This window comes from Klebsiella sp. CN_Kp075 (genome assembly GCF_040065055.2).
Classification (GTDB): domain Bacteria; phylum Pseudomonadota; class Gammaproteobacteria; order Enterobacterales; family Enterobacteriaceae; genus Klebsiella; species Klebsiella aerogenes.
In genome coordinates, this window is sequence record NZ_CM198050.1 from 1348038 (window position 1) to 1371658 (window position 23621).

Below are 23621 nucleotides of genomic sequence, written 5' to 3' on the forward strand. Positions count from 1 at the left end.
AATCCAGCTTTACGCTTCTTCTTCAGTAATTTTCAGCAGCCATTCCGGCACGCCTTCCCAGTATTCTTGCTCTTTCTCCAGATCCAGTAGCACTAACGCGTTCTGGCTAAACCAGTCGTGGGGGAAAATTAATGTCCAGTGATTGGCTTCCGTCTTCAATGTCAGTTTTGGCGGCGTAGTCGTCGCCTGACGCTGATTATTCAGCAATACGCCCAGACGCAGCAGTTGGATCAGCGGCAAGAATTGTTTTTTCTTAAACAAGGTAAAACGCGGCAGATCATCAAGCTTGATAGCTTTGCGGTGATAGCGCACCAGCGTAGCCATCAGCATCTGCTGCTCCTGATTAAAGCCCGGTAGATCGCTATTTTGCAGGATATAGGCGGAGTGGCGATGCATGCCGCTGTGGTTAATGTTCAGCCCCACTTCATGTAGCATTACCGCCCACTTCAGCAGGGCGGACAGATGCGGATTCGCCAGTTTCGGGTTTTGTTCCTGCCACTGCTCGAGCATCTGAGTGGTGGTCTCCAGTACCCGGCGCGCCTGCTCGCGATCGATATTGTACTGGTTTGCGAGGCTCTGGGCCGTACGGCTGCGAATATCCTGGTGGCGGAAGCGACCTTCCATCTCGTACAGCACGCCTTCGCGCAGCGCGCCGTCGGACAGGCGCAGCTCTTTGATCGCCAGCGCGTCGAATACCCCGCACAAAATGGCCAGACCGGGCGCGAATACCGCTTTACGGTCTTCCGACAATCCCGGCAGGCTTAATGAATCGAAGTTTTTATTCTTCAGCAGTTCACTGACCAGCATTTCAAGGCGTTCTGGGGTAATGAATCCGTCCTTTTCACCCATCGCGACCAGCACTTCGTGCGCTGCTTTGATGGTGCCAGAGGCGCCCAGCGCCACGTTCCACCCCTGAATACGGAATTGCCAGGCCAGGGTTTCCAGTTTCTGCACCGCCGCCAGGCGCGCGCGCTGGAAGTTTTCTTTATTGATAACGCCGCCGGCGAAATAGGCCTGCGAGAAGCTTACGCAGCCCATACGTCGGCTTTCCACCAGGCGGGGCTCGAAATCTTCGCCGATGACGAGCTCGGTCGAACCGCCGCCGATGTCGATAACCAGCTTACGTCCGCGTTCCGGTTGCGTGTGTTCAACGCCCATAAAAATCAGACGCGCTTCTTCGTTACCGGAGATTATCTCGATGGGGTAAGGAATGACTTTTTCCGCTCGTTTGAGAAAATCCGCCGCGTTAGCCGCCTGGCGCAGGGTATGCGTCCCGACGATACAAACGCTGGAAGGGGAGAACCCCTGCAGACGTTCAGCAAACAACGACAGGCAGTTCAGCCCGCGAGTAATCGCTTCTTCGCTCAACACCGAGTTTTCATCCAGGCCATCGGCCAGGTGGACGCGCTGCTTGAGGCGACCGATGATCTGCATTGCCCCGTCGACGACACGGGCGATCACCATATGAAAACTGTTCGAACCAAGGTCGACCGCAGCGAACTCCTGCGGCCGAGGTGTTTTTTCGTTTATTGGCATAGGTTAATCGGGTTGTTCGAGTGATTTGAGATAATCGTAAATCGCCATCTGTGCGCGTACTTTGCGACGATTGCCGCGTGGCACGTAGCGATTACTCAGTTCTTTATCAAGATAGCGCGCTTTTACGGTATCGTTGAACAGGATATCGAGAATATCCAGTACGCGTTGCTTCAGACGCGGGTCCAGCAGCGGTACGGCCACTTCGATACGATAGTCGATATTGCGCGTCATCCAGTCGGCGGAGGATAACCACACCTGTTTATCACCACCGTTTTCAAAACAATAGACCCTGTCGTGCTCAAGGAAACGGTCAACGATACTAATAACGCGAATATTTTCGCTAATCCCCTCAAGACCCGGGATCAGCGAGCACATGCCGCGGATGAGCAGGTTCACCGGTACGCCGGTGCTGGAGGCGGCGTAGAGTCTGTCCACCAGCCCTTTATCGACCAGATTATTTAATTTAAGCGTAATTCCGGACGGTTGCCCATTCTGCGCATTGGCGATTTCGCGATCGATCATTTCATACAGCAGACGACGCGAGTTCTGCGGCGATACGAGCAGGTAGTCGAAGCTGACGGGTCGGTAAGGGTTTTCGATAAAGTTAAATACGCGACGGACTTCATTGGTGATGCGCGCGTCGGCAGTGAGTAATGAATAGTCGGTGTAGATACGAGCGGTTTTCTCGTTGAAGTTGCCGGTGCCGATATGTGCATAACGTACTACCTCATCGCCTTCTTTACGTGAAATGAGGAATAGTTTGGCGTGGATCTTCAGCCCCGGCGCCGAGAAGATAACGTGTACGCCGGCTTCAGTCAGACGTTTAGCCCAATGAATATTGGCCTCTTCATCGAAGCGCGCCTGCAGTTCAACCACCACGGTCACTTTTTTACCATTGTGGGCGGCGTGGATCATCGAATCGATAATCCGTGAATCCTTAGCGACGCGGTAAATATTGATTTTGATTGCCAACACGCTTGGATCGAACGAGGCCTGACGCAGCAGTTCAAGCACGTGCTCGAAGGTATGATACGGATAGTAGAGCAGTACGTCGCGTTCGCGGATGGCGTCAAAGCCGTTGCGGAATTTATCGAACCACAGGTGGCGCAGGCGCGGCATCGGTTTGTTGACCAGGTTGGCCTTGCCAACATTCGGGAAACCGATAAAGTCTTTAAAGTTGTGATAACGCCCGCCCGGCAGCATTGAATCGTAGTTGGAGATGGAGAGCTTATCGCGCAGCATTTCAACCATCGCGTCCGGCATATCGCGCTGGTAGACAAAACGTACCGGCTCGGCGGTTAAGCGCTGCTTCAGGCTCGAGGACATCAGCTCCATCAGGCTCGATTCCATTTCGTGTACCAGATCGTACTCGGCATCACGGGTCATTTTCATCGAGTATGCATTAAGGGCATCGTAGTCAAAGAAGCCCTTGAAGATATCATCCAGGCAGTAACGCAGAATGTTATCCAGCAGAATCATTGGCTTGCGGCGTCGCGGCGTTTCCGGCGGCAGGTTCACAAAGCGCGGCACCTTATCGGATGGAATTTCCAGCAGCGCGTAGTTAATGGTATCGCCGCGGATAATCTCCACCGCCAGATAGGTGTAATCATCTTTCAGGAATTGAACCAGATCCGTTTCGCGATTGATCAGAATCGGCGAAATATGCTGGCGAAGATACTGTTTGAAGTAGTTGCGCAGCCAGGACTGCTGATTAACGGACAGCTGGCGTTCGTTAATCAGGAAGATCTGATTACGCGCCATTTCCAGCAGCAGTTCATTATAAAGACCATCAAATTCCTGATCGGCCTTGAGCACGCGGGCCTGGATTTTACCTAACAGATGACGTGAATGGGCGGTACTACCTTGTTCTTCACTGATAAGAATGCGTCGCTTAAGTTCAGCGAAACGCACTTTGTAAAACTCATCAAGGTTATTGGAGTAAATTCCTAAGAAGCGCATGCGCTCGATAAGCGGGTTACTCTTGTCTGCCGCTTCCTGAAGTACGCGCTCGTTAAAGGACAACCAGCTGAGTTCTTTTTCGATGTATAGCTTTTCCTGGCCCATTACAACTCACACTCCGGATCATTGACGTCGCTTTTTCATTATGGCGAGCTTTGCCATTGAATGTCCAACTATGTCAAAGCAATATGACAGTTTTCTTTCAATCGGATGTCAGGAAAAAGCGGACGCGTTTGTTTGCTTACGTTATGTTCAGTCAGGGGCGAAATGGAGGGCGAAACGATGTGGGAAACGCGGGCGCTGGAGCTTAACAATCAGGATATCTGGCACTGGCCGTCGGCCTGTCGGTTGATTGAATACGCAATTGAGCATGATTTTAATACCGTGGTGGTGGGGCAGGCCGAGCTATTTGGCAAGCTGGTTGCGCCACAGGGGTATACGCCTTTTGACTATAACGACCGCTTGTCGAGCCAACAACGAGCGCGCTGTATCTATCTCAATCGCCTGGCGTTGCGCTGTCGTGAACAGGGGTTGCGATTTTATCTGCAGGCGAAAGAACTTAGCTTTCCCACCGAACTGTTATTAGCGCATCCGGAACTGCTGGATACCCCGCGCGGGGTGCGTTTTGATGTCGATTTCTGGAGCCGCTGGTTAACTGACAAAGTGCGCGCCGTGTGCCAAAGCGTGCCGGCGCTCACCGGTTTGATTATTGCACTCTCCAGTACCGACGGTTTACTGCCGATCTCTCGCCCGCAGTGGGTCAGGCAAAGCGACGGTCTTCGCCAGCCGGCGCAAAGCTTGATGCTCTATCGCCGCTGCTTTAATGCCCTGAGCCAGGCGGTAGCCGCGCAAAATAAGCATCTGGTACTGCGAGTTTTCCCGGCCAGCAATGACGATCTCAGCGTCGTACTGGATGCGATTGAACCGCTGCCGCCTGCGGTTTCGGTATCGATAAAACTCACGCCGGAACGTTTCTGGCCTGCTTTCCCTAACAATCCGGCGCTGTTGGCGGTGCAGACGCGGGATGTATGGATCGATATCGATCTTGCCGGCGAAGAAGTGGGATGGGGCGTCATGCCGTTTTTACGTATTGATGAGCTGCAGGGGCGACTGTTGTGGTGTCAGAGTCGCAACCCGCGCATTACCGGCGCTATCTGTAAAACCAGTTGGGAAAGTATCGATAATCACTGGATCCCTGCGACGCTAAGCGAATGCAACCTCTTCGCCTGTAGTCAGTTGCTGGGTGAAGGGGCGGTAAAAAATCAGCAGCAGTTACTGGTGCAATGGCTGGCGCAACGTTACGGCTGGTGTCCGTCAGCCGATGTCGCGCAGCAGTTCCAGTTGCTGCTTGAACAGGCGACGCAGACGCTCTACCAGTCAATATATGTGCGTGACCATGTTTTCCATCGCCATAGCCAATTGCCTGAAAGCTACGGCCAGGCGGTGTGGAGCCTTTACGGACAACTGGCGCGTAGCCACTGGTTACCCGGTTCGGCGCAGGATATCCACTTCACCCGCGATGACCCGCAGAAGTCGATGGCTAATCTCACGCAAATCGCGCAAGAAAAAGATGAAGTCGCAGCCAGCGCGCAGCAGTTGGGGATAGCGGCGCAAGCGTTCGCTCTCACCGCGGATTTTCCCGCCGCGCTGGCGCTTCGGTGGCGTGAAGAGTGGCAGGGACTGCCGCTCTATTGTCAGTTATTTACCCATGCGCAAAAGGCCTTCTTTACCCTGCACTACGCCCGAGAGGTGGAAAACAGCTGGAGCATGCGGGAAATTTGCCATATCAACGTGCAGGCGTTATATCGCTGCGCATCGGAAATGGAAACGCTTTGTCAGCAGATTGGCGAGGCCTCGCCGGCGTTTTACGTGATGTTCGATCCTGTACGAGCACGTAATCTGGCGGATAGCCTGAGCACCGAACTGGCGGCACTCAGGTAACTGCATTAAAGGGTGCGACGTAGGGCTTCAACCAGGCACAGTATCGCCATTGCCTGGCCGTAGGGCATGGCGGTCAGGGGGATATTACGATAGTGGTCGAGGTCGTTGCCCATCGCTGTGCCAAATGACACCTGCGTTAACTCTCCTTGCGGCGAGATATGTTCGATTATACCCCGGCAGGCCCGCTCGGCGACCGGCAGAAACGCGTCGTCGAGGTAGCCGAGGCGCACCGCCTTGAAAATACCCGCGGCAAACCCCGCCGTCGCAGAGGCTTCCAGATAACTATCCGGCTCGTTGAGCAGCGTCGGCCATAGGCCGTTTTCGGCCTGGCAGCGGGCAAGGGCGCTGACCTGAATTTGCAGAGTATTTTGCAACTGGCGGTAAAAGGCGTCGTGCTCGTCGAGATCGAGCATCTCCAGTAGCTCCGGTATCGCCAGCGTTATCCAGCTATTGCCGCGAGCCCACAGCGCGCCGGCGAAATGGTGTCTGCCGTTGAAATGCCAGCTGTGAAACCACAGGCCGCTTTGGCGGTCGCTTAAATAGTGCAGGTGCTGCAAAAACTGAAATTTCGCCTCTTCTAGCCAGCGCGATTTACCAAACATTTTGCCGAGCATCGCCAGCGGCAGCACCGCCATCATTAGCGTATCGTCCCAGATTTGTTGATGATGGGGAGCCTCATAGGTGACGTGCTGCAGGCAGCCTTCATCGGTACGCGGCATCTGGCGATATATAGCGTCTCCCCAGCTTTCCAGGTAGGCGCGCCAGTCGCTGCGAGGCGTCTGTTGATAGCGCAGCGCCAGGGTTAAAAACGGGCAAGCGGTATTGATGTTTTTTTCCGGCGTGCCCTCGGCGAAGCGGGCGCTAAACCAGCCGTCAATAAGTTCACGAGCCCGAAGCGATCCTGTCAGTTGCTGGTAGCGAAACAGGCCAAACAGGGCGATGCCATGCGTCCACTCCCAGCCGTCCCAACCTTTGGTGTCAACCACCCGGCCATCCGCCAGCCGTTGCAAATACTGGCCGCTATCGTCGGTAATCGCGGTTAAGTTGCCGATTAGCGCTTCGATGAGTGACTGTAATTCAGGACGGTTGTTTTTCTGCGACATAGTGATTTCCTTGAGAAGAAACGGCGGCGCGTTGCCAGCGATCGTTGCGATGTGGATGGCCGGTCAATAGCTCGATGGTTTCGCGTGCCAGCGGGCTGGCATCCTGTGGATGACCACCGGCGCGCAGACGCTCCAGTTCGCTAATCAGGATTTGATGTCGCGGCTGGCTCAAGCGAAAACGAAACGCGCCATACATCGCCAGTAGGGCCAGCAGGCCGGGGCCAACGAGGAATACCCACCAGATGCCATTCAGCGCGGCGGTATTCTGCGTTTCGGCGCCTTTGGTGAATCCAAAGGCTTCCAGCGCCAGGCCGACGATAAACAGCGCCAGCGCCTGGGAGAATTTGCGCGTCAGCATCATCACCCCAGCGTAGATCCCTTCGCGGCGCACGCCGGTGTAGGCTTCATCGATATCGGGCAGAAAATTGTAGACATTCCATGGGATAAGATAGGTGCCGCCGCGGGCGATCCCCATCACGATTGCGCCGCCGAGCAGCAGCCAGGAAAGATGGTTGAAAGAAGCGGTCAATTGGCTGAACCACAGTAGCGCGCAGAGGATCAGCGCGATGGCCACCTTATAGGCGTTGCCGTTGCCGACGCGGATGCAAAGCCAGGTAAATAAAGGGATCGCGAAGAACTGAAACAGCGTCATCAGACTCATGGCCTGCGAAGCCAGCGATGTGCCGACACGCAGCACGTAGGTCATATAGTGCATAAACAGCGAGCCGAAAATATCCAGCGCCACCGCGCCGCCGACGTACATCATGATATGAATACGGAAGGTCCGCAGACGGAAGGTCGAGGCCATTTCCCGATACAGCGAACGCAGCGTTTTGCCTAAACCTTGCTGCGTCTGCGGAGGCGGGAGGTTGTCGCGCTCCCAGGTACCGCGCCAGACGAAGATCCACGGCAAGGCAAAAAGCAGGGCGAAGATAATGCCGATATAGAGAAACGCCTGCGATTTATCGGCGACGTGGGCCATGATTTGCCCGGGGATCAGCGCCGCGAGAAAGGCTGTCGCCTGAGCGAATAACATTCGCGCGCCGGACATTTTCGAGCGCAAATCATAGCGGGTGGTCATCTCTGCAGGCAGCGTATCGTAAGGCACCATCAGCAGGGTGAAGACGGTGCTGAATAGTAGATAGGTACCAAGGTACCAGGCGTAGCCAAAACCACTTATCCACATCAGAGCGAAACAGAGCGATAGCGGCGCGCCGAGAATGAAGAAGATCCGTCGCCGTCCCCAACGGGTGCGAATGTTGTCGGTAATGTAGCCCATCACCGGATCCGTGATGCCGTCCCAAATCTTGGCGATGGCGAAAATAGAGGCCGCGGCGGCGGGTGAGAGCCCGGCGACTTCGATATAAAAGTAGAGCAGCCACAGGCCGGTGATGGTCATCGCGCCGCTGCCGAAAATATCGCCCATCCCCCAGCAGAGGATGTTGCGGGTTTTGACTTCTCGTTGCGGGGTCACTGTCCTCGTCATGAGCGTATCTCTTTGGTAAGGAATGCGAGGTTGCACAGTAAAAGAGGGGGAGGGGGGCGAGAATCCCGACAGTCGGTTTTTCGTACCGTTCTGCGAGCAGCATGCCAAATGGCGACAAAATGAAATAAATCCCGTGATGCTGCTCACATATGCTGCGGTTGAAGAGGGCAATAACTGTGATAACGGCCCTGTTTTCATTTTTTTCGCCGGTAAATTATGCGCGTTATCTCACGTTTTTCCTCTGAGCGTGACGGGGAATGTGAAAGGGTACGCAGATATTTCCGCGGTAGTGATTTCGACCCTACGCTGAGGGCGAGAGAGATGGTGAGATAGCCAATACGTTGATTTCCAGGACATGCTATGAACATTTATCTTTCGCAGCGCCATCCCCATGCGGATGGCGTGACGCCGGATACCGAACTTTTTCAACAGGCGCTGGACGAACTGGCGCAGGCGGGCGGCGGCCAGTTGGTAGTTGATTGCGGCAGGTACGCGCTTGGCGGTTTGCGGATAGGGTCGAACACCTGTCTGTGGCTGTCGCCGGGGGCCGAGCTTATCGTTAGCGAAAACTATGATGACTTTGCTCAGGCGACGGCGCTGAGCCGGGCGGAATCTTCAGATCGGGCCTTTCTGTATGCTGTGGATGCACAGAATATTACCATCTGCGGCGGCGGCGAGATTTACGGCAGCGCTGACGGCTGGTTCTCCCGTGGCGTTGATGCCATGGGCTACCGCACGCCAGCCAGGGCGCGCCCGCGGATCATTTTGCTGGAGAATTGCCGTCGCGTCCGGCTGGAAAATATCACCGTACGACATGCCCCGATGTGGACAATCCATCTGGTCTCCTGCACGGGCGTGGTGGTTGACGGCGTTACCGTCGACAATGATTTGACGATGGCTAATACCGATGCGCTGGATATCGACAGCTGCCAGCAGGTCCATATCGCCAATAGCTATTTCAGCGCGGCGGATGATGCCATCTGTTTGAAAACCACCGATAAACCTGAGCGCATCCAGCGACCGTTGCGTCAGGTAACCATCGTTAACTGCACGCTGCGCTCGAAAAGCTGCGCCTTTAAAATTGGTACTGAAACCTGGCGGGATATTGAAGATGTGCTGGTGAGTAACTGCACTATCTTTGACTCCAATCGCGGCATTGGCCTGATATCCCGCGACGGCGGGCGGCTACGGCGGATGATATTTAGCAGCATTGCTTTTGATTGCGTGAGCGCGCCGGCCTGTCATTGGGGCGAGGCGGACCCTGTTTTCCTTTCCGCGCGCCGTCGCGATCCGGCGATTGAACCCGGCGAAATCTCACAGATCCAGTTCCGCGGGCTGGTTGGCGAGTGCGAAGGCGCGATAAACCTGCATAGTGAAACGCCAGGTCAGATCCGGCGCATTCTGTTTGACGGCGTGCAGCTAACCCAGAAGCTGAACCTGGCAGCGGAGCAGGGGCTTTATGATATCCGCCCGCCGTGCAATCCGATGTCGCCGACCGGGATGGGGATTGATAACGCCTGGTGTTTGAATCCGCAAAGCGGCCGCGTTTGGGGTGTCGAGCCTTATCCCGGCGGTTTGCCGGTACTGTATGCTAACGGCGTAGCGGGTCTGACACTGCGCGAATTTGATTATCAGCGCCCGACCCCATTACCGGCAGCCTGGAACCCTAACGCGCTATGTCTGGAAAACGGAGATAATTAGCGAGGAAACAAGAGAGGAAGTTGCCCCGGCGATTGCTCCGGGGCCAGAACAAGTTATTCTTCAGCGGCATAGCCCTGCGGCGGCAGCTTGCGATTATCCAGCCACGCAGAGTTAGCTTCCATACGCAGGCGACCATCAACAAACCAGCTCACCACCAGCGGGTAGATATCGTGCTCCTGCGCCTGAACGCGGGCGGTAACGTCATCTTCGCTGTCTTCCGGAAATACCGGTACCCGAGCCTGTAAGATCACCGGCCCGCCGTCGAGCTCGTCGGTGACGAAATGCACCGAGGTGCCATGTTCCTCATCACCGTTTTCCAGCGCCTGGCGATGAGTATGCAGCCCTGGATATTTCGGCAGCAGAGAAGGATGGATATTCAGCAAGCGCCCCTGATAGTGGTCAACAAACGCTGGGCTAAGGATGCGCATATAGCCTGCCAGCACCACCAAATCCGGTTGAAAGGCGTCGATTTGCTGCATCAGCTCGCGGTCGAAGGCCTCGCGGCTATCAAACGCTTTCGGCGAGAGCGCAAAGGCCGGAATACCGGCCTCGCGGGCGCGCTCAAGGCCGAATGCTTCGGCCTTATTGCTGAATACCGCACGCAGGGTGCCGTTGATTTGCTTCCGGGCGCAGGCATCAATAATCGCCTGTAGATTACTGCCGTTACCGGAAATCAGCACCACAATGTTTTTCATTCAATGACCACACGTTGTTCGGCATCGGATGCCTTGATATAACCGATTTTCCACGCGTTTTCACCCTGCTCGTTCAGCAGGGCGATAGCTTTATCCGCCTCGGCTGCCGGGAGCGCGACCAGCATGCCGACGCCGCAGTTAAAGGTGCGGTACATTTCGTGGCTGCTGACATTACCGGCGGTTTGCAGCCAGTTGAAGACTTCCGGCCACTGCCAGGATGACTCGTCGATCACTGCCTGGGTGTTGTCCGGCAGTACGCGCGGGATATTTTCCCAGAAGCCGCCGCCGGTCAGGTGGGCGATAGCGTGGACGTCGACATTGGCAATCAGATTCAGAATCGATTTGACATAAATACGGGTCGGCGCCAGCAGGTGGTCGGCCAGCAGTTTGCCGTTGAGGTCGGTGGTCTGCGGGTCAACGCCGCTGACTTCGATAATCTTACGTACCAGCGAGTAGCCGTTAGAGTGCGGGCCGCTGGAGGCAAGCGCGACCAGTACGTCGCCGTCAGCCACTTTGCTGCCGTCGATGATTTCTGATTTTTCTACCACGCCGACGCAGAAACCGGCCACGTCATAATCTTCACCATGGTACATACCCGGCATCTCTGCCGTTTCGCCGCCAACCAGCGCGCAGCCGGACTGTAAGCAGCCTTCGGCGATGCCGTTGATGACGCTTGCCGCGGTGTCTACGTCCAGTTTACCGGTCGCGTAGTAGTCAAGGAAAAATAGCGGCTCGGCGCCCTGAACCACCAGGTCATTAACGCACATGGCGACCAGATCGATACCGATAGTGTCGTGACGTTTAAGGTCCATCGCCAGACGCAGCTTGGTGCCGACGCCGTCGGTGCCGGAGACCAGTACCGGTTCGCGGTATTTCTGCGGCAGAGCGCACAGCGCGCCGAATCCGCCCAGTCCGCCCATCACTTCCGGGCGACGCGTTTTCTTCACCACGCCCTTAATACGGTCGACGAGAGCGTTGCCTGCATCAATATCCACGCCGGCATCTTTATAGCTGAGAGAGGTTTTATCGGTCACTGCGAAGTCTCCACGCGTTTGCGGTAGCAAGAAAAATCGGCGCAATTCTAACAGGGAAAGCAAACGTTTGCGAGCCCGCTTTACACTCGATTTAAAACGGCTTACAGATGAGCAAATTTGATACTGTTCACGAAAATGAAACCGGGTACAGTCTTCTGCTTGCCTCGCCTTTGTTGAATGATCATTATGCCAATGAAACCGGTTTCTGTTTGGTGAAAAGCGAATAACGATCGTCTAAAGGGAGAGCATATGTCCGGATTCAAAGAAGGTTTTCTGTGGGGCGGCGCGGTAGCGGCGCATCAGCTTGAGGGCGGCTGGCAAGAAGGAGGGAAGGGAATTAGCGTCGCTGACGTGATGACCGCAGGCGCCCACGGGGTGCCGCGAACGATCACCGACGGCGTACTGCCTGGTCATAACTATCCCAACCATGAGGCAATTGATTTTTATCATCGTTATAAAGAAGACGTAGCGCTGTTTGCCGAACTGGGATTTAAGTGTTTCCGTACTTCAATTGCCTGGACGCGCATTTTTCCGCTGGGTGATGAGCTGGAGCCCAATGAAGCGGGCCTGCAATTCTATGACGATCTGTTCGACGAGTGCCTGAAATATGGTATCGAACCGGTGATCACGCTCTCCCATTTTGAGATGCCTTACCACCTGGTGACTGAATACGGCGGCTGGCGCAACCGTAAACTCATTGATTTCTTTGTCCGCTTCGCGAAGGTAGTGTTTACCCGCTATCAGCACAAAGTGAAGTACTGGATGACCTTTAACGAGATCAACAACCAGGCCAACTTCCATGAAGATTTCGCCCCCTTTACCAACTCGGGCCTGAAGTATCAGCCCGGCGAAGACCGTGAACCGGTGATGTTCCAGGCCGCCCATTATGAACTAGTCGCCAGTGCGCTGGCGGTAGAGGCGGCACGCGAGATTAATCCTGCCCTGCAGATTGGCTGTATGATCGCGATGTGTCCTATCTATCCGCTCACCTGCGCGCCGGACGACATGATGATGGCGATGAACGCCATGCATCGTCGTTACTGGTTTACCGATGTGCATGTACGCGGTCGCTATCCGCAACATCTGCTCAACTACTTCGCGCGCCGCGGTTTTACGCTGGATATTACCGACGCCGACCGCCGGGCGTTACAAGAGGGCTGTGTCGACTATATTGGTTTTAGCTACTATATGTCCTTCGCCACCAAAGCGACTGACGATAATCCGCACCTGGATTACGACGAAAGCACCAGCCTGGTCTCCAACCCGTACGTGAAGAAATCGGATTGGGGCTGGCAGATTGACCCGGTTGGCCTGCGCTACTCGCTCAACTGGTTCTGGGATCATTATCAACTGCCGCTGTTTATCGTTGAAAACGGCTTTGGCGCCATTGACGTGCGTGAAGCGGACGGCAGCGTGGACGACCAGTATCGTATCGATTATCTCAGCGCCCATATTGCCGAAATGAAAAAAGCGGTGGTGGAAGATGGCGTCGACCTGATGGGGTATACCCCGTGGGGCTGCATCGACCTGGTCTCCGCCGGTACCGGGGAGATGAAAAAGCGCTATGGATTTATCTTTGTCGATAAAGATAACGAGGGGCGCGGTACGTTGGCCCGCAGCCGGAAAAAATCTTTTGCCTGGTATCAGCAGGTTATTGCGAGTAACGGCGAAAACCTGTAGTTGCCAACAAGCGTAGCGTTGCCAGATATAAAAGCCGAAGGGGAACCTCCGGCTTTTTTTGTTTGTTTTATAATGTGTAACAATCCATAAATCACTTTGTTTGATATACGTCAAGCAAGATGGGTATGGCGCAATCCGCAAAAAGCGGTATAATCCCGCGATTTTTTTTGTGGCTGCCCCTCAGAGGAGAAAGAGAATGAAGATTGTGGAAGTGAAACATCCACTCGTCAAACACAAGCTGGGCCTGATGCGTGAGCATGACATCAGTACTAAACGCTTCCGTGAACTCGCCTCAGAGGTTGGTAGCTTACTGACCTACGAAGCAACCGCCGATCTCGCTACCGAGCGTGTCACCATCGAAGGCTGGAACGGTCCGGTCGAAGTTGAGCAGATCAAAGGGAAGAAAATTACCGTAGTGCCCATTCTGCGTGCCGGTCTGGGGATGATGGAAGGCGTGCTGGAGCACGTGCCGAGCGCGCGTATCAGCGTCGTGGGTATCTACCGTGATGAAGAAACGCTGGAGCCGGTTCCTTACTTCCAGAAGCTGGTTTCTAACATTGACGAGCGTATGGCGCTGGTGGTTGACCCAATGCTGGCAACCGGCGGTTCGATGATCGCGACTATCGACCTGCTGAAAAAAGCGGGCTGCTCGAGCATTAAGGTGCTGGTGCTGGTGGCGGCGCCGGAAGGCATTGCCGCGCTGGAGAAAGCGCATCCTGACGTCGAGCTGTACACCGCGTCCGTCGACCAGGGCCTTAACGAGCACGGATACATTATTCCGGGCCTCGGCGATGCCGGCGATAAGATTTTCGGTACCAAATAAATGATGAAGTGATAAAAAGCCGACTTTGAGAGTCGGCTTTTTTTTGAATAAATCACGCCCACAACAAATAACAAACGACTCTCAGAGGATAATATTATGACGCGCCGTGCAATCGGGGTGAGTGAAAGACCGCCGCTTTTACAGACAATCCCGCTTAGTTTGCAACATCTGTTCGCCATGTTTGGCGCAACGGTTCTGGTGCCTATCCTGTTCCACATTAACCCGGCTACCGTACTGCTGTTTAACGGCATCGGTACGCTGTTGTACCTCTTTATCTGTAAAGGCAAAATTCCGGCCTATCTGGGGTCGAGCTTCGCCTTTATCTCCCCGGTGTTACTGTTGTTGCCGCTGGGTTATGAAGTGGCGCTCGGCGGCTTCATTATGTGCGGCGTCCTGTTCTGCATCGTCTCCTTTATTGTCAAAAAAGCCGGTACCGGCTGGCTGGATGTAATGTTCCCGCCGGCGGCGATGGGCGCCATCGTGGCGGTTATCGGCCTGGAACTGGCGGGCGTGGCGGCGAATATGGCCGGGCTGCTGCCGGCTGACGGTCAAGCCCCCGACAGCAAAACCATTATTATTTCGATGGTAACGCTGGCGGTGACGGTTTTTGGTTCCGTACTGTTCCGCGGTTTCCTGGCGATTATCCCAATTCTTATCGGCGTGCTGGTGGGCTATGCGCTCTCCTTCGTGATGGGCGTAGTCGATACGACGCCTATCGCCGAAGCGCACTGGTTCGCATTGCCGACCTTCTACACCCCGCGCTTTGAGTGGTTTGCCATTTTCACCATTCTGCCTGCCGCGCTGGTGGTCATTGCCGAGCACGTGGGGCACCTGGTGGTGACCGCCAATATTGTTAAGCGCGACCTGATCCGCGATCCGGGTCTGCACCGCTCGATGTTCGCCAACGGGCTGTCGACGATTGTCTCCGGTTTCTTTGGCTCGACGCCAAACACCACCTACGGTGAAAATATCGGCGTGATGGCGATTACCCGCGTATACAGTACCTGGGTTATTGGCGGTGCGGCGATTATCGCGATTCTGCTCTCCTGCGTCGGGAAGCTGGCGGCGGCGATCCAGATTATCCCGGTTCCGGTGATGGGCGGCGTTTCTCTGCTGCTGTACGGGGTGATCGGCGCATCCGGTATCCGCGTGCTGATCGAATCAAAGGTCGATTACAGCAAAGCGCAGAACCTGATTCTGACCTCAGTCATTCTGATCATCGGCGTGAGCGGCGCCAAGGTGCATATTGGCGCGGCGGAGCTGAAAGGCATGGCGCTGGCGACGATCGTCGGTATCTGCCTGAGCCTGATCTTTAAACTGATCAGCGTCCTGCGTCCGGAAGAAGTGGTGCTGGACGCCGCGGATAGCGAAGAAGCGAAATAACGATCCTGATACCGGGCAGCGATCCTGCCCGGTTCTCTCCGGACCTAAAACTGTGTTAAACTCTTCGCGTTTTTCTGTAAGCCTATGTTGAGGTCCATCTGAACGCTCCGGCACAGCTCTCTTTGCCACTGTATCTTCCTGACGACGAAACGTTCGCGAGTTTCTGGCCGGGTGATAATCCTTCCCTACTTGCCGCTCTGCAGAACGTACTGCGGCAGGAACACAGCGGATACATCTATATCTGGTCACGCGAAGGCGCGGGGCGTAGCCACCTTTTGCATGCCGCCTGCGCTGAGCTATCCCAGCGTGGCGATGCCGTCGGCTACGTGCCGTTGGATAAGCGCACGTGGTTCGTGCCGGAAGTGCTGGACGGCATGGAGCAACTGGCGCTGGTGTGTATCGATAACATCGAGTGCGTGGCGGGGGATGAGCCCTGGGAGATGGCTATCTTTAATCTCTATAACCGTATTCTCGAATCAGGTAAAACTCGCCTGCTGATCACCGGCGATTGCCCGCCGCGGCAGCTGCATCTCGGCCTGCCGGATCTCGCCTCGCGCCTTGACTGGGGCCAAATCTACAAGCTGCAACCGCTGTCGGATGAAGATAAGCTGCAGGCGCTGCAGCTGCGCGCCAGATTACGCGGTTTCGAGATGCCGGAAGACGTCTGCCGTTTCCTGCTCAAGCGGCTGGATAGAGAAATGCGCTCGCTGTTTATGACGCTCGATCAGCTGGATCACGCGTCGATTACCGCCCAACGAAAACTGACGATCCCATTCGTTAAAGAGATCCTGAAGCTTTAGGCCGAAAGCGACGCCAGCTCCTGCTCTGCCAGGCCGGTTAGCTGCGCCACCAGCGCGGGGGCGAGGCCGCTACGTAACATCGCGGCGGCGATACGCAGCGCTTCTTCTTTACGCCCCTCAGCCAGACCTTCTTGCCGGCCCTGAAGCAGACCGCGCTCCAGCCCTTGCTGCTCGAGATATTCTGCAATAGTCATCAGCGTCTCCTTATGTTGCGGCGTCCGGCGCGCCAGCTCACGAATAAACTTTATCGGTTCGCGGCTATTTCCCGCGAGCACCAGGTAGTGCATTAGCGCCTGCACCTGTGTTTGCGTGGCTAATCCAGTCAATAATAATTCGCCCAGCTTGTCGAGTAACTGCGCCAGATCGCGTTGTCGAATATGTTTTTGCAGTAATTCCAGCGTTGCCATACGTTGATGAGTGGCGATTTCATCATCCGGTATGACGGTGATATCCGCCAGCGGAAATTCGCCATGGTAGAGCGTGGTCGCCAGCTCCGGCGCGGCAAACTCATCCAGCCAGCGCATAGAAAACGGATAGGGCGTTACCAGGCCGTGGTAGAAAAGTACCGGGATTACCAGGGGGAGTTTTTCGTGTCCGGCATCAAGGTGGCGCTGCATGACGGCGACGGCGTAGCGCATCAGGCGAAAGGCCATATGCCGGTCGGGACTGCTTTGATGTTCGATCAGCGCGTAAATATAGCCGTCGCCCGCGGTGGTTTGCAGCGAGTAGAGAATATCTGAGTAGTAAGGTCTGAGATCTTCTTCGACAAAATTACCCGATTCTAAATGTAGCGTACGCAGATCGCAGATCTTCTTAAGCGCTTCAGGAAGATACAACTGGAGAAAATCGCGCGCGGTATCCGAATGGGAAAGATAGGTTTTAAATACTGCGTCATGCGGTGTGGAAATAGCTTTATTCATTGGCAATCCGTCCAGTGGATTCAGGTGATGGACGGACAGTAGCACTACTGCGCGAGGCGAGGGGATTGGCCTGTTTTTTCTGGAAGCGGCCACGAAAAAAATCGCGCCGCGGGCAACACCGGCGGCGCGTAGGGGTTAGCTGACGATTTCCAGCACCTGTTCCGGCGGGCGGCCGATACGCGCCTGGCCGTGGCTGACCACGATGGGCCGTTCGATGAGTTTCGGGTTCTCGACCATGGCCTTAATCAACGCCTCTTCGCTGAGCTGTGGGTCGGCGAGATTGAGCGACTTATACAGATCTTCTTTCTGGCGCATCAGTTCACGGGCGCTGCTCATATTGAGCATTTTCAACAGCTGGCGCAGCGTCGCGGCATCCGGCGGTGTCTCCAGATACAGCACCACTTCAGGGTCGATGCCGTTGGCTTTCAGCAGGCTGAGCGTGTCGCGGCTCTTCGAGCAGCGCGGGTTGTGGTAAATTTTTACCGCGTCAGACATGTGGTCTCCTTACATTTTCTGATAGGGGCGGAATCTTTCCTGCAGCTGGCGCAGCTGGTCGATGCGAGCGTCGTAGCGCGCCTGCTGCAAACTGCCCAATTTCACTTGCGAACTGGCGCTGCTCAGCAGCGAGATGGCCTGGTCAAGCCTGCCGGCCAGCGCCATGCCTTCGGCCCGCGCCGCCAGCTCCTGGTCGCGATGACCCAGGGCGCCTTCCGCCTGCGCCAGCAGGTCCCAACCGTTGCCGTCATCTTTATTATTAAAGGTGTAGCGATTGAGTATGGTAGCGGCTTCCGCCGGCTGCCCGCCCTGCAGATAGGCGTTGGCCAGGTTCAGCTGCAGGACCGGATCGGTGCGGATCTCTTTGGCGTTTTTCAGACGGTTAATCGCGTCAGTGGTCTTTTTCTGTCCAAGATCGATATCGGTGGCAAGGTCAAGATACCAGGGATTTTGCGGATCGGCGCTGAGTAGCGGCTGTAGCGTTTTGCGCGCCTGATCGTAGTTATTGCTCTCCATGGCCAATAGCGCGCGGCCATACAGCGCGGCGTGCTGCTCGCGGATATTGCCTTTCGACCAGGCGTCAAGCAGATCGCTGCCGAGCTTATTTTCCCCGGAATTGTACATCCCGAGCGTACGGGCCTTGGCGAGATAGAAATCCGCCGACGACTGGACCACCACCGGACGCATCTGATTGGCGCGGTTACGGGCGTCGGCCAGACGGCTTTCCGGCAGCGGGTGAGTAAGCAGCATTTCCGGCGGGCGGCTGGAATAGCGGGATTCGTCGAGTAATTTACCCATAAACGCCGGCATCGCCTGCGGATCGAAACCGGAACGCTGCAGTACCTGAATACCGATGCGGTCAGCTTCTTCTTCATTCTGACGGGTGAAACTAATCATCCCCTGCTGGGTGCCGGCAAGGGTGCCGGTTAATGCCGCCATCCCCGCCTGCGGGCTGGCCATCGCCAGCAGAATTGAGCCCAGCGCGCCCACCCAGGTTAGCGGCGCGCTACGTTTTTGGTCTTCCATCGCGCGCGCCAGATGGCGCTGGGTAACGTGGGAGATTTCGTGCGCCATCACCGAGGCGAGCTCGCTTTCGTTATCGGAATAGCGGAACAGCGCCGAGTGCAACACCACGTTGCCGCCGAAGAAGGCGAAGGCGTTAATCTGATCGTTATTAATCAGATAAAAGTGGAACGGCGTACGCACGGAGTTAGCATGGGCGACCAGGCGCATACCCAGCCCGTTAATGTATTGCACCAGCAGCGGGTCGTTAATCAGCGGCGCGCTGCCGCGCAGCTGGCGCACGTAGTAATCCCCCATCTGCATTTCCTGACCGATGGAAAGCGTGCTTCCTGCCGAGGTGCCCATATCCGGCAGCGTATCCGCCGAGTCAGCGGCGGCAGGTAATATCGTCCCCAGCGTCAGCGACGCGACGGCGGCGGCCACCAGCGTTTTCTTTAACTGCCTGAACATAACCTCTGTCCTGTAATGTGGGTGTGCCAGTTTGACCGGTTGCGCGGCCCAATGTTCCCGTGCCGCAGATTCTGCGAGTTTAGCTGTGGTTGATGGCGTTGAAAATATGATATTCGCACAGTTGTGCAGGTTTGTGTCATAGCCAATAAAAAGCGAAGTCTTTTTTGTGACACTTAGATACAATTCCCCGGATTGTGGCGATTTGCGCTTCAGGGAAGGGTTTATGCTTGAGATGTTAATGCAGTGGTATCGTCGTCGTTTCAGCGACCCGGAAGCGATAGCGCTGCTGGTTATTCTGCTGGCCGGCTTCGGCATTATGTTCTTTTTCAGCGGCCTGCTGGCGCCGCTTCTGGTCGCCATCGTGTTGGCCTATCTGCTGGAGTGGCCGACCGTTCGCCTGGAGCGTATCGGCCTGTCGCGAACCTGGGCCACCTCGCTGGTGCTGGTGCTATTTGTCGGTATCTTGCTGCTGATGGCCTTTGTGGTGATGCCGGTGGCCTGGCAACAGGGCATTTATCTCATCCGCGATATGCCTGGCATGCTTAATAAGCTTTCCGATTTCGCCGCCACGCTGCCGCGTCGCTATCCGGCATTGGTGGATGCCGGCATCATCGATGCGATGGCGGAAAACGTGCGCACTCGCATGTTGACCGTGGGGGATTCGGTGGTGAAGTATTCGCTCGCCTCGCTGGTGGGCCTGCTGACCCTGGCGGTTTATCTGGTCCTGGTTCCGCTGATGGTCTTCTTCCTGCTGAAAGACAAACAGCAGATGCTGAATGCCGTACGCCGGGTATTGCCGCGTAATCGCGGTCTGGCGGGGCAGGTGTGGAAGGAGATGAACCAGCAGATTACCAACTATATCCGCGGTAAGGTGCTGGAGATGATTGTCGTCGGCGTCGCTACCTGGATAGGCTTCATTCTCTTCGGTCTTAACTACTCGCTGCTGCTGGCAGTACTGGTGGGATTCTCGGTGTTAATCCCCTATATCGGCGCTTTTGTGGTCACTATTCCGGTGATCGGCGTGGCGTTGTTCCAGTTCGGCGCGGGTACTGAGTTCTGGAGCCTGTTTGCCGTATACCTGATTATTCAGGGGCTGGACGGCAACCTGCTGGTGCCGGTGCTGTTCTCGGAGGCGGTGAATTTACATCCGCTGGTGATCATTCTGTCGGTGGTGATTTTTGGCGGGCTGTGGGGCTTCTGGGGCGTTTTCTTCGCGATTCCGCTGGCGACGCTTATCAAGGCGGTAATGCATGCCTGGCCAGATGGAATGGCTATCGAAGACGAGTGACGCGCTGATTGAGCCAAAAAAAACGCCGGGCGATTTTTTATCCCCCGGCGTTTTTCATTTAGAGGTTATGCGTTTTCTTTCAGCCAGTTCAGCACGACATCATGGTGATTGCTGGTTTTGAAGTTATCAAACACATGTTCAATCTTGCCGTCAGCATCAATGAGGAAGCTAATACGGTGAATGCCGTCGTAGGTTTTCCCCATAAATGATTTTTCGCCCCAGACGCCGAACTGTTCGCAGACCTGATGATCTTCATCAGACAGCAGCGTAAAGTTCAGCAGCTCTTTTTCGGCAAAACGAGACAGCTTTTCTGGTTTATCAGTGCTGATACCCAGTACTTCGACGCCCGCTTTTTTCAGGTCGTCCATATTATCGCGTAAACCGCACGCTTGTACGGTGCAGCCTGGGGTCATGGCTTTCGGGTAAAAATAAACCAGAACACGCTGTCCCTGGAAGTCGGTTAAATTTACTTCCTCGCCGTCCTGGTCCGGTAAGCTAAATTTCGGTGCGATATCACCGGCTTTCAGTGGGGTCATTGGTTAAACTCCATCCTGTTCATCATGCTGTGAATAATTAACGATGTTAATACTGCCTTGTGCGCTCAGTTCTGTACATAGTGCTTTGAACGCTTGCTCGATATTTGTCGTGTTTTGCGAGGCAGGACTGTGCGCGGTGATTTGAATAAATAGCTGAGCGGCGTCTTTATCTTCTCCCGGTTGAGTTCGGGAGACCAGTTCGGCGATATTCATATTCCACGTGTCGCACAGCGCGGTAAAGCGCTCAATAATATGCGGCGAGTCCGGCACCTCTACCTGGATCCAAACCGTATTCGGCATCGCCTGCGGCGGCCGGGCGGAGGTGCGCTTCATTACGATCAGCAAATCCAGCTCGGCTCCTTTTAACGGCAGCGTTGATTCGATCAGGTTAATCGCGTTCCACGAGCCGGAAAGCAGCATTATAAACGTGAACTCGTCGCCGAGCATGGCCAACCGGCTGTCTTCAATGTTGCAGCCGCAGCTGCTGACGTGGCGAGTGATTGTGTTTACGATGCCGGGGCGGTCTGCGCCCAGAGCGGTAATCACCAGATAGTGTTGTAATGAGGCTGTCAAACCTGTTCTTCCTTTAAAAAGGTGAGGTAACATTAGGAAAGCATAAAAAAAACCGGCGTACAACATCCCAGATGGCGTTGGGTCTCTTGCTTTTATTGCAGCACCAAACGTAACATTGAGAATCTTGTCCCACTTCTGCTCTGAGGATGGCCCATGTTCACGGGAAGTATTGTAGCGCTTGTCACGCCGATGGATGATAACGGTAATGTCTGCCGGTCAAGCCTGAAAAAACTGATTGATTACCATGTCGCCAACGGAACCTCGGCGATTGTTTCTGTAGGGACTACCGGCGAATCCGCCACGTTAAGCCATGAAGAGCATGGCGACGTCGTAATGATGACCCTCGAGCTGGCCGATGGCCGCATTCCGGTCATTGCAGGTACCGGTGCAAATGCAACCGCAGAGGCGATTAGCCTGACCAAGCGTTTTAACGATAGCGGCGTTGTCGGCTGCCTGACGGTCACTCCTTATTATAACCGTCCGACCCAGGAAGGCCTGTTCCAACACTTTAAAGCTATCGCTGAACATACTGACCTGCCGCAAATTCTGTATAATGTGCCGTCCCGTACCGGTTGCGATATGCTGCCGGAAACCGTCGGTCGCCTGGCGGAAATTAAAAATATTGTCGGTATTAAGGAAGCAACAGGGAACTTAAGTCGTGTTCACCAGATCAAAGAGCTGGTTTCAGACGACTTTATTCTGCTGAGCGGCGATGACGCGACCGGCATGGACTTTATCCAGCTCGGCGGCGTCGGCGTCATTTCCGTCACGGCGAACGTTGCTGCGCGTGAAATGGCGGACATGTGCCGACTGGCGATGGCGGGGCAATTCGCGGAAGCTCGCGCGATTAACCAGCGTCTGATGCCGCTGCATACAAAATTATTTGTCGAACCCAACCCGATCCCAGTCAAATGGGCTTGTAAGGCGTTGGGACTTGTAGCGACCGACACGCTGCGCCTGCCGATGACGCCGATTACCGAAGCGGGTACGAAAGCGGTTACCGCAGCGCTGAAGCATGCCGGTTTGCTGTAGAGTTTAGGGAGATTTGATGGCTTACTCAGTACAGAAGTCGCGCCTGGCGAAGGTTGCGGGTGTTTCGCTGGTTTTACTCCTCGCGGCCTGTAGTTCTGACTCGCGCTATAAGCGTCAGGTTAGCGGCGACGAGGCTTATTTAGATGCCGCGCCGCTCAGTGAACTTCACGCCCCGGCGGGGATGATCCTGCCGCTGCAGACTGGCGACTACAACATTCCGGTTGCCGCGAGCACCGGCGCGGTAGGTAAGGCGCTGGACATTCGTCCACCGGCTCAGGCGTTAGCCCTGGTCAGCGGCGCGCGTACCCAGTTTAACGGCGACACCTCCACCTTGATGGTTGAAAATAGCCGCAGCGGTTCTTTATGGGCGCAGGTTGTCAGCATCATCCAGGCGAAAAACTACACCATCACCAAGCGTGACGATGCAGGCCAGACGCTGAATACCGATTGGGTAGAGTGGAACCGCCTTGATGAAGACCAGCAGTACCGTGGCCGTTATCAAATCTCCGTTAAGCCGCAGGGCTATCAGCAGGCGGTGGTAGTGAAGTTGGTGAACCTGGAGCAGGCGGGCAAGCCCGTGTCTGACCCGGCTTCTCTGCAGCGCTACAGCACCTCGATGCTGAACGTTATCTCTTCCGGTCTTGATTCTAACGCCACCAATGCGCAGAACGCGGCGCAGAGAAGCGCTGGCGCGACCTTCGACGTGCAGAGCGCGGCGGATGACACCGGCTTGCCGATGCTGGTGGTGCGCGCGCCATTCAACATGGTATGGCAGAAACTGCCGGCCACGCTTGAAAAAGTGGGCATGAAGGTGACCGACAGCACTCGCTCCCAGGGCAGCATGGCGGTAACTTACAAGCCGCTGTCTGACAGCAGCTGGCAGGAACTGGGCGCCAGTGACCCACAGCTGGTCTCTGGCGACTATAAACTGCAGGTCGGCGATCTCGATAACCGCAGTAGTCTGCAGTTCATCGACCCGAAAGGCCACACTCTGACGCAGTCGCAAAATGACGCCCTGGTAGCCGTATTCCAGGCCGCATTTAACAAGTAATAAAAAGGGCTGGAGCAATCCGGCCCTTTTTAATGTATAGTGACGCAAACGTGTGCGTGGCCGCAAAGTCCGGTAAATTGCCTGATTTTGCCTACGGGCGGAAACGTAATTT

20 protein-coding genes are annotated in these 23621 nt (G+C 55.4%); 9 read left to right on the forward strand and 11 right to left on the reverse strand.

Going from position 1 to position 23621, the window contains the following annotated elements:
- Positions 1-9: 9 nt before the first annotated feature.
- Positions 10-1536 (reverse strand): exopolyphosphatase, encoded by a 1527-nt coding sequence (gene ppx / locus ABLV78_RS06475; RefSeq protein ID WP_045392691.1) that lies wholly within the window; start codon positions 1534-1536, stop codon positions 10-12.
- 3 nt (positions 1537-1539) lie between these two features.
- Positions 1540-3600, reverse strand: coding sequence for a polyphosphate kinase 1 (gene ppk1 / locus ABLV78_RS06480; RefSeq protein ID WP_047043447.1), 2061 nt, complete (start codon positions 3598-3600; stop codon positions 1540-1542).
- A gap of 177 nt (positions 3601-3777) precedes the next feature.
- On the opposite strand from ppk1, the gene ABLV78_RS06485 reads away from it, so the two are divergent.
- Complete coding sequence (locus ABLV78_RS06485) at positions 3778-5436, forward strand: hypothetical protein (protein ID WP_047043542.1); 1659 nt, start codon at positions 3778-3780, stop codon at positions 5434-5436.
- Between the two features lie 5 nt (positions 5437-5441).
- Here the strand turns inward: ABLV78_RS06485 and bglB are convergent, their stop codons facing one another.
- Entirely contained in the window at positions 5442-6539 is a 1098-nt protein-coding gene (gene bglB / locus ABLV78_RS06490) for a beta-galactosidase BglB (protein WP_348865198.1), read from the reverse strand.
- On the reverse strand, positions 6514-8025 hold the full coding sequence (locus ABLV78_RS06495) for an MFS transporter (protein ID WP_512171881.1): 1512 nt from the start codon (positions 8023-8025) through the stop codon (positions 6514-6516). The genes bglB and ABLV78_RS06495 overlap by 26 nt, the downstream gene beginning before the upstream one ends.
- 360 nt (positions 8026-8385) lie before the next feature.
- Here ABLV78_RS06495 and ABLV78_RS06500 point away from each other — a divergent pair, with 360 nt between their 5' ends.
- Entirely contained in the window at positions 8386-9726 is a 1341-nt protein-coding gene (locus ABLV78_RS06500; protein ID WP_047043456.1) for a glycoside hydrolase family 28 protein, read from the forward strand.
- A 53-nt stretch (positions 9727-9779) separates the two neighbouring features.
- Here ABLV78_RS06500 and purN read toward each other — a convergent pair whose 3' ends face one another.
- Complete coding sequence (gene purN / locus ABLV78_RS06505; protein ID WP_045392675.1) at positions 9780-10421, reverse strand: phosphoribosylglycinamide formyltransferase; 642 nt, start codon at positions 10419-10421, stop codon at positions 9780-9782.
- On the reverse strand, positions 10418-11455 hold the full coding sequence (purM, locus tag ABLV78_RS06510) for a phosphoribosylformylglycinamidine cyclo-ligase (RefSeq protein WP_047043459.1): 1038 nt from the start codon (positions 11453-11455) through the stop codon (positions 10418-10420). The genes purN and purM overlap by 4 nt, the downstream gene beginning before the upstream one ends.
- Before the next feature lie 249 nt (positions 11456-11704).
- Between purM and ABLV78_RS06515 the strand changes: the two genes are divergently transcribed.
- From ABLV78_RS06515 to ABLV78_RS06530, 4 genes are all read left to right on the forward strand, one after another.
- Positions 11705-13135 carry a 6-phospho-beta-glucosidase gene (locus ABLV78_RS06515; protein ID WP_047043464.1) on the forward strand — a complete coding sequence of 477 codons (1431 nt, stop codon included), beginning with the start codon at positions 11705-11707 and terminating at the stop codon, positions 13133-13135.
- Between the two features lie 196 nt (positions 13136-13331).
- Positions 13332-13958 carry a uracil phosphoribosyltransferase gene (upp, locus tag ABLV78_RS06520; RefSeq protein WP_015370402.1) on the forward strand — a complete coding sequence of 209 codons (627 nt, stop codon included), beginning with the start codon at positions 13332-13334 and terminating at the stop codon, positions 13956-13958.
- 96 nt (positions 13959-14054) lie between these two features.
- Complete coding sequence (gene uraA, locus ABLV78_RS06525) at positions 14055-15341, forward strand: uracil permease (protein WP_045379877.1); 1287 nt, start codon at positions 14055-14057, stop codon at positions 15339-15341.
- A 98-nt stretch (positions 15342-15439) separates the two neighbouring features.
- The gene (locus ABLV78_RS06530; protein ID WP_026612247.1) at positions 15440-16141 is read left to right on the forward strand and encodes a DnaA inactivator Hda; all 702 of its coding nucleotides are present in this window, start codon (positions 15440-15442) and stop codon (positions 16139-16141) included.
- On the opposite strand, the gene ABLV78_RS06535 is transcribed toward ABLV78_RS06530, so the two are convergent.
- The 3 genes from ABLV78_RS06535 to bepA form a co-directional block, all read right to left on the reverse strand.
- Positions 16138-17061 (reverse strand): Rpn family recombination-promoting nuclease/putative transposase, encoded by a 924-nt coding sequence (locus ABLV78_RS06535; RefSeq protein WP_047043467.1) that lies wholly within the window; start codon positions 17059-17061, stop codon positions 16138-16140. The two genes, ABLV78_RS06530 and ABLV78_RS06535, sit on opposite strands and share 4 nt — an antisense overlap.
- A gap of 135 nt (positions 17062-17196) precedes the next feature.
- Complete coding sequence (gene arsC / locus ABLV78_RS06540) at positions 17197-17556, reverse strand: arsenate reductase (glutaredoxin) (protein WP_047043470.1); 360 nt, start codon at positions 17554-17556, stop codon at positions 17197-17199.
- A 9-nt stretch (positions 17557-17565) separates the two neighbouring features.
- Positions 17566-19029, reverse strand: a complete 1464-nt coding sequence (gene bepA / locus ABLV78_RS06545; RefSeq protein ID WP_047043473.1) for a beta-barrel assembly-enhancing protease — start codon at positions 19027-19029, stop codon at positions 17566-17568.
- A 223-nt stretch (positions 19030-19252) separates the two neighbouring features.
- Between bepA and ABLV78_RS06550 the strand changes: the two genes are divergently transcribed.
- Entirely contained in the window at positions 19253-20317 is a 1065-nt protein-coding gene (locus ABLV78_RS06550) for an AI-2E family transporter (RefSeq protein ID WP_045392657.1), read from the forward strand.
- A gap of 65 nt (positions 20318-20382) precedes the next feature.
- On the opposite strand, the gene bcp is transcribed toward ABLV78_RS06550, so the two are convergent.
- Entirely contained in the window at positions 20383-20853 is a 471-nt protein-coding gene (gene bcp, locus ABLV78_RS06555) for a thioredoxin-dependent thiol peroxidase (protein ID WP_015365462.1), read from the reverse strand.
- A 3-nt stretch (positions 20854-20856) separates the two neighbouring features.
- Positions 20857-21426, reverse strand: a complete 570-nt coding sequence (locus ABLV78_RS06560) for a glycine cleavage system transcriptional repressor (RefSeq protein WP_015365463.1) — start codon at positions 21424-21426, stop codon at positions 20857-20859.
- Positions 21427-21579: 153 nt separating this feature from the next.
- On the opposite strand from ABLV78_RS06560, the gene dapA reads away from it, so the two are divergent.
- Together dapA and bamC are read left to right on the forward strand one after the other, a co-directional pair.
- Positions 21580-22458 (forward strand): 4-hydroxy-tetrahydrodipicolinate synthase, encoded by an 879-nt coding sequence (dapA, locus tag ABLV78_RS06565; protein ID WP_015365464.1) that lies wholly within the window; start codon positions 21580-21582, stop codon positions 22456-22458.
- A gap of 16 nt (positions 22459-22474) precedes the next feature.
- Positions 22475-23509 (forward strand): outer membrane protein assembly factor BamC, encoded by a 1035-nt coding sequence (gene bamC / locus ABLV78_RS06570; protein ID WP_047043476.1) that lies wholly within the window; start codon positions 22475-22477, stop codon positions 23507-23509.
- The last annotated feature ends 112 nt before the right edge of the window (positions 23510-23621 follow it).

What these genes read in the sequence shown, in the direction of transcription:
- ABLV78_RS06550 (WP_045392657.1), top strand. Translation starts at nt 19,253, where the DNA reads ATGCTTGAGATGTTAATGCAGTGGTATCGTCGTCGTTTCAGCGACCCG.
- bglB (WP_348865198.1), bottom strand. Translation starts at nt 6,539, where the DNA reads ATGTCGCAGAAAAACAACCGTCCTGAATTACAGTCACTCATCGAAGCG.
- ABLV78_RS06495 (WP_512171881.1), bottom strand. Translation starts at nt 8,025, where the DNA reads ATGACGAGGACAGTGACCCCGCAACGAGAAGTCAAAACCCGCAACATC.
- ABLV78_RS06500 (WP_047043456.1), top strand. Translation starts at nt 8,386, where the DNA reads ATGAACATTTATCTTTCGCAGCGCCATCCCCATGCGGATGGCGTGACG.
- ABLV78_RS06485 (WP_047043542.1), top strand. Translation starts at nt 3,778, where the DNA reads ATGTGGGAAACGCGGGCGCTGGAGCTTAACAATCAGGATATCTGGCAC.
- ABLV78_RS06535 (WP_047043467.1), bottom strand. Translation starts at nt 17,061, where the DNA reads ATGAATAAAGCTATTTCCACACCGCATGACGCAGTATTTAAAACCTAT.
- arsC (WP_047043470.1), bottom strand. Translation starts at nt 17,556, where the DNA reads ATGTCTGACGCGGTAAAAATTTACCACAACCCGCGCTGCTCGAAGAGC.
- uraA (WP_045379877.1), top strand. Translation starts at nt 14,055, where the DNA reads ATGACGCGCCGTGCAATCGGGGTGAGTGAAAGACCGCCGCTTTTACAG.
- bcp (WP_015365462.1), bottom strand. Translation starts at nt 20,853, where the DNA reads ATGACCCCACTGAAAGCCGGTGATATCGCACCGAAATTTAGCTTACCG.
- upp (WP_015370402.1), top strand. Translation starts at nt 13,332, where the DNA reads ATGAAGATTGTGGAAGTGAAACATCCACTCGTCAAACACAAGCTGGGC.
- ABLV78_RS06515 (WP_047043464.1), top strand. Translation starts at nt 11,705, where the DNA reads ATGTCCGGATTCAAAGAAGGTTTTCTGTGGGGCGGCGCGGTAGCGGCG.
- bamC (WP_047043476.1), top strand. Translation starts at nt 22,475, where the DNA reads ATGGCTTACTCAGTACAGAAGTCGCGCCTGGCGAAGGTTGCGGGTGTT.
- purN (WP_045392675.1), bottom strand. Translation starts at nt 10,421, where the DNA reads ATGAAAAACATTGTGGTGCTGATTTCCGGTAACGGCAGTAATCTACAG.
- bepA (WP_047043473.1), bottom strand. Translation starts at nt 19,029, where the DNA reads ATGTTCAGGCAGTTAAAGAAAACGCTGGTGGCCGCCGCCGTCGCGTCG.
- ppx (WP_045392691.1), bottom strand. Translation starts at nt 1,536, where the DNA reads ATGCCAATAAACGAAAAAACACCTCGGCCGCAGGAGTTCGCTGCGGTC.
- dapA (WP_015365464.1), top strand. Translation starts at nt 21,580, where the DNA reads ATGTTCACGGGAAGTATTGTAGCGCTTGTCACGCCGATGGATGATAAC.
- ppk1 (WP_047043447.1), bottom strand. Translation starts at nt 3,600, where the DNA reads ATGGGCCAGGAAAAGCTATACATCGAAAAAGAACTCAGCTGGTTGTCC.